The sequence below is a fragment of the Kitasatospora putterlickiae genome (genome assembly GCF_039527695.1).
Classification (GTDB): Bacteria; Actinomycetota; Actinomycetes; order Streptomycetales; family Streptomycetaceae; genus Kitasatospora; species Kitasatospora putterlickiae.
This window is the reverse complement of the sequence record NZ_BAAAKJ010000051.1, coordinates 1-3,097: the sequence shown is the minus strand read 5'-3', so window position 1 is coordinate 3,097 and position 3,097 is coordinate 1. Positions and strand designations below refer to the sequence as shown.

Here is a 3,097-nt window from a genome sequence, read left to right as displayed (position 1 = left end):
CCGCCCGCCTGTTCGCTGCTGAGGAACGCCTCGACGTGGTCCAGCAGTTCGGGCAGCCGGGCGGTGAGCCCGGCCAGGGCGCCGACGGTCTCGGCGGCCTCGGCGGTGTGCCGCAGGACCGGCCGGCCGCCCTGGGGCGCGGCGACGGCGGCGCGCAGCAGTTCGGCGGCCTCGGCGGCCAGGTGGGCGACGGAGAGGTTCGGGGGGACGGGCCGGGTCATCGGGTTCCTCCTCGGCGGTGGCGGCGGTGCGGCCGGGAGGACGCCGACGGCCCGCCGGGGGGTTCCCGACGGACCGTCAGCACCGGCCCGGGAGCGCGTCTTCCCGCACCGGCGCGCGTCATGCCACCCGGTTCCGGCCCGATGCCGTCCTCGCTCAGGTGTCACCGCCGGGGGCCGGCGGCTGCTCGGAGCGGGCCGGCCCCCACCGGCCGGGGGTGGCGTAGGCGGTCAGCGCGTAGATGGCGACGACGTCGATCGCGATGATCGTCAGGGACCACACCGGGTAGGAGGGGACGAAGGACATCTGCGCGAAGGCGTTGAGCACCAGGACGACGACGCCCGCCCACCGGGCCCACTGCGCGCGCAGCGCCAGCACCCCGTAGGCGGCCCCGAGTTGGGCGACGGCCAGGACCAGCATCACCCAGCCCCAGGCCAGCAGGTCGCCGAAGACGAAGTGGGCGTCCCCGATGAAGACGTGCGAGCCGGCGATGGCGGAGATGCCGTCCAGGGCGTTCAGGGCGCCCACCAGCACCAGCAGCACACCGGCGAAGGTCAGCAGCCCGGACCCGACGGGGTCGTCGGTCGCGGAAGCCCCGGCCGGCGGGGCGGCGCCGTGGGGAACGGCGGCGGTCATGATTGCCTCCAGGTGGGTCCGGCTCCAGGTGCCGGGCACGGCCCCGGCTACCACTGCGCCACGCCCGCCGGGCCCTGGAGACCACCCCGCACGGGTGATTCAGTGCCCGACCGCCACCTTGGCCGCCACGATGACCAGGCCCAGCAGCAGGTTGACCGCGCCCTCGGCGAGCACCTGGCGCGGCACGGCCCCCGCCCGCCGGGCGCCCAGGCTCGCCCAGCCCACCTGCTGGGCGACCGCGACCCCGAGCGCGAGCCAGGCGTTCTCCCCCGTCCCGAGCCAGGGGCTGATCAGCACCGCCAGCGCCGGCAGCGCCGCGGCCTCGACGATCGGCCACTCGTGCCGCCCCACCTCGCGCACCTGGCGCCACGTGACCTGGCGGCCGGCCTCGCGCTGTCCGGCGACGTGCGCGTAGACGTGCGCCGCCCAGAACACCAGCCCGGTGATCACCAGCAGCAGGATGAGCGAGAGGCGCGGGTGCGATCCGCCCAGGCTGGAGGCCGCGATCACCGAGGCCGCCAGCATCGAGCCGTAGACCGCGCCCGCGTAGTCGGTCCGGTCGGACCGCACGGTCTCGGGCCGGTCGGGCCGGTCGGGAACGGTCACCACGGCCTCCTGCGGGGTCGGTGCCGGGCCGGTCCACCGGGGCGGCCCTCACCTCGATCGTCGCCGCCGCGTCCGCGCCCGTCCTCACCCCCGGCAGGTGAGGCGGACCGTCCCGGCCGCTCGGATGGCACGCGGCGGCCCGGCCGTACTACCGTCTAAGTGGCGCCTCCCAGAGGCGTCCGCAACGGCGCGCCCGCGGCCCGCCGCTCCGCGCCCGGCCGTGCCCCGCACGGCGGAACCACCAGGCGGTGGCCACATGCCGCACACCCGCACCGCACCCGCGAGGCTTCCCAACGGGGACCCGCTGCTGGACACCCGGGTCCGTCCGCCCGGCCCGCCCGCCGCCACCTTCCTGCGGCGCGAGCGGCTGCTGCACCGGCTCGACGCGGCCGCGTCCCGACCGGTGACCCTGGTCGACGGGCCCGCCGGGGCGGGCAAGACCCTGCTGGTGGCGGACTGGCTGGCGCGCGGCCGGCTCCCCGGGCCGGCGGGCTGGCTCACCCTGGAGGAGGGCGACAACCAGCCCGGCACCTTCTGGGCGTACGTCCGCGAGGCCCTGCAGGGCGGCGTTCCCGGGCTTCCCGACGAGGTCGGCGCCCCGGCCCGGGCCGAGCACGTCGAGCCGTCGCTGCTGGTCCGGCTGGCCGCGTGGATCAACGCCCGGCCGCAGCCGCTGGTCCTGGTGCTGGACGAGTTCGAGCACATCGACAACCCCCGGCTGACCGGGCAGCTGCACGACCTGGTCCGCCACACCGCCGGGCAGCTGCGGCTGGTCCTCGTCGGCCGGCGCGAGCCGCTGCTGCCGCTGCACCGCTACCGGGCCGCCGGCGAGCTCGGCGAGCTCCACGCCGCCGACCTCGCGCTCAGCCGCGCCGAGGCGGCCGCCCTGCTGGAGCGCCACGGGCTGCGCCTGGACGCGTCCACCGTCGACGCGGTGCACCAGGCGGTGTCCGGCTGGGCCGCCGGGCTGCGGCTGCTCGCGCTCGCCGCGAAGGACGCCGACGACCCGCAGGCCTACCTCGGACGGATCGACGCCGCGCACGCCGCGCTCTCCGACTTCCTGCTCGCCGAGGTGCTGCGGACCCAGCCCGCGCCGACCCAGGACCTGCTGCTGCGCTGCAGCATCCTCGGCCGGGTCCACCCCGACCTCGCCGACGCGCTCACCGGCCGCCGTGACGGCCGGCGGATCCTGGACCGGCTGCACCAGGAGAACGCCTTCACCGAGGCCCTGTCCGACGGCTGGTACCGGCTGCACCCGATGTTCGCGGGCATCCTGCGCCTGCACCTGCGCGCCGCCGCCCCGGAACGGGTCGACGAGCTGCGGGTGCGGGCCGCGCGCTGGCTCGCCGACCACGGCCGGTACCGGGCCGCGCTGGACCACGCCGCCGAGGGAGGCGCCTGGGCACTGGCCGCCCGGCTGCTGGTCGACGAGCTGGCCCTCGGCGAGCTGGTCGCCGGACGGGACGCCACCCGGCTGTGCGTGCTGTTCTCCCGGATGCCGGCGACCGAGCACGCCCCGGCCGCCGAGCTCGTCCGCGCGGCCCTCCACCTGGGCCGCGAGGAGGCGGACGGCGCCCTGCGGATCCTGGAGCGCGTCGAGCCCCTGCTGCCCGAGCAGCAGACCCCGCTCCAGCTG

At 77.4% G+C, this 3,097-nt stretch carries 4 protein-coding genes; 1 reads left to right on the top strand and 3 read right to left on the bottom strand.

Translation table 11 applies throughout. From position 1 onward, the window contains the following. The 3 genes from ABD308_RS05975 to ABD308_RS05965 all read right to left on the bottom strand — a co-directional run. A partial coding sequence (locus ABD308_RS05975; RefSeq protein WP_344328077.1) for a hypothetical protein occupies window positions 1-221 on the bottom strand: 221 nt, incomplete at its 3' end. Window positions 222-375: 154 nt separating this feature from the next. After that, window positions 376-855: a DUF7144 family membrane protein gene (locus ABD308_RS05970; protein ID WP_344328069.1), complete on the bottom strand. Its 480-nt coding sequence runs from the start codon at window positions 853-855 to the stop codon at window positions 376-378. A gap of 99 nt (window positions 856-954) precedes the next feature. Further along, window positions 955-1,461, bottom strand: a complete 507-nt coding sequence (locus tag ABD308_RS05965) for a hypothetical protein (RefSeq protein ID WP_344328063.1) — start codon at window positions 1,459-1,461, stop codon at window positions 955-957. Window positions 1,462-1,717: 256 nt separating this feature from the next. Between ABD308_RS05965 and ABD308_RS05960 the strand changes: the two genes are divergently transcribed. Then, a partial coding sequence (locus ABD308_RS05960; protein WP_344328053.1) for a winged helix-turn-helix domain-containing protein occupies window positions 1,718-3,097 on the top strand: 1,380 nt, incomplete at its 3' end.

Coding starts and splice junctions, on each gene's coding strand:
- ABD308_RS05970 (WP_344328069.1), bottom strand. CDS start 855: ATGACCGCCGCCGTTCCCCACGGCGCCGCCCCGCCGGCCGGGGCTTCC.